The 1,218-nt window shown below is 70.9% G+C and carries 1 protein-coding gene; it reads left to right on the forward strand.

Going from position 1 to position 1,218, the window contains the following annotated elements; all coding sequences use genetic code 11:
- The first annotated feature begins 69 nt into the window (after nt 1-69).
- Nucleotides 70-1,194: a pyridoxal phosphate-dependent aminotransferase gene (locus tag AC1VAN_RS22400; RefSeq protein ID WP_442252049.1), complete on the forward strand. Its 1,125-nt coding sequence runs from the start codon at nt 70-72 to the stop codon at nt 1,192-1,194.
- The last annotated feature ends 24 nt before the right edge of the window (nt 1,195-1,218 follow it).

A 1,218-nucleotide genomic window follows, 5' to 3' on the forward strand; every position in this document is an offset into this window, starting at 1 on the left:
GCATACCCCCTTGCCCGCACTGACCACCAGCGCTAGCGTGCGTCGGTCGCCCTTCCGGAACCGCCCCCTGTGACCTTGCCTGCCTCCCGTCGCCACTTCCTGCAGCTGGCCGGTGCCGGTCTCGCCCTCGCCAGCAGCGGCCTGCCCCGGTCGGCCCAGGCACAGCCGGCGACCGTTGCGCCGCCACCCGCCGATGCGGGCGCGGTGCTGCTGAACTTCAACGAATGCCCCTATGGCCCCTCGCCGGCCGCCCAGCAGGCGGCGCTCGACAGCATCGCCAGCTGCGGCCGTTACCGCTTCGCCCTGGCCGGTGAGGTGCGCGACGCATTCATCGCCCAGGCGGGCATTCCCGCCAACCACGTGCGCCTGTATCCGGGCTCCAGCGAACCGCTGAACCGTGCGGCGACACTGTGGACCGGCCCGCAGGCGGGCCTGGTGGTGGCCGACCCGACCTTCGAGACGCTGGGCGAGATGGCTGCCTCGCGTGGTGCCCACGTGCAGAAGGTACCGCTGCGCGGCGATGGCGCGCACGACCTGCGCGCGATGGCGGCCGCCGCGCACGCGCGACCGACCGGCCTGCTGTACGTGTGCAATCCCAACAACCCCACCGGCTCGATCAGTCCGGCCAACGAGCTGGCCTGGCTGCTGGCCAACAAGCCCGCAGGTACCCGGGTGCTGCTGGACGAGGCCTATCTGCAGTACAGCGAACAGCCCAGCCTGATTGCACAGGTGGCCCAGCGCGATGACCTGATCGTGCTGCGCACCTTCTCCAAGCTGTACGGCATGGCCGGCCTGCGTCTTGGCGTGGCTGCAGCGCATCCGGAGCGCCTGCGCGAGCTGGCGAGCCTGGGCGAGAACCCGCTGCCGGTGCCCGCCCTTGCAGCGGCACTGGCCAGCCTGCGCGACCCGCAGTTGATCCCGCAGCGACGTCTGCAGAACGCCAAGGTCCGGCAGGCCACCATCGCCTGGCTGGGCAAGCGTGGCTTTGACTGCCTGCCGACCGAAGCGAACTGCTTCGTGGTGGATGTGCAGCGCGACGGCGCGGCCTTTGCCAAGGCGATGGCGGACAACGGCGTGGTGATCGGCCGCAACTGGCCGATCTGGCCGCAGCGCGTGCGCGTGACCGTGGGCACCGAGGAAGAGATGGCGCGCTTCCGCAGCGCGTTCGCGAAGGTAGCCGGCGTACCGGCCTGACCCTATCCACGCATGGCGTGGATC

The sequence above is a fragment of the Stenotrophomonas sp. 05L44_2 genome (assembly GCF_056665995.1).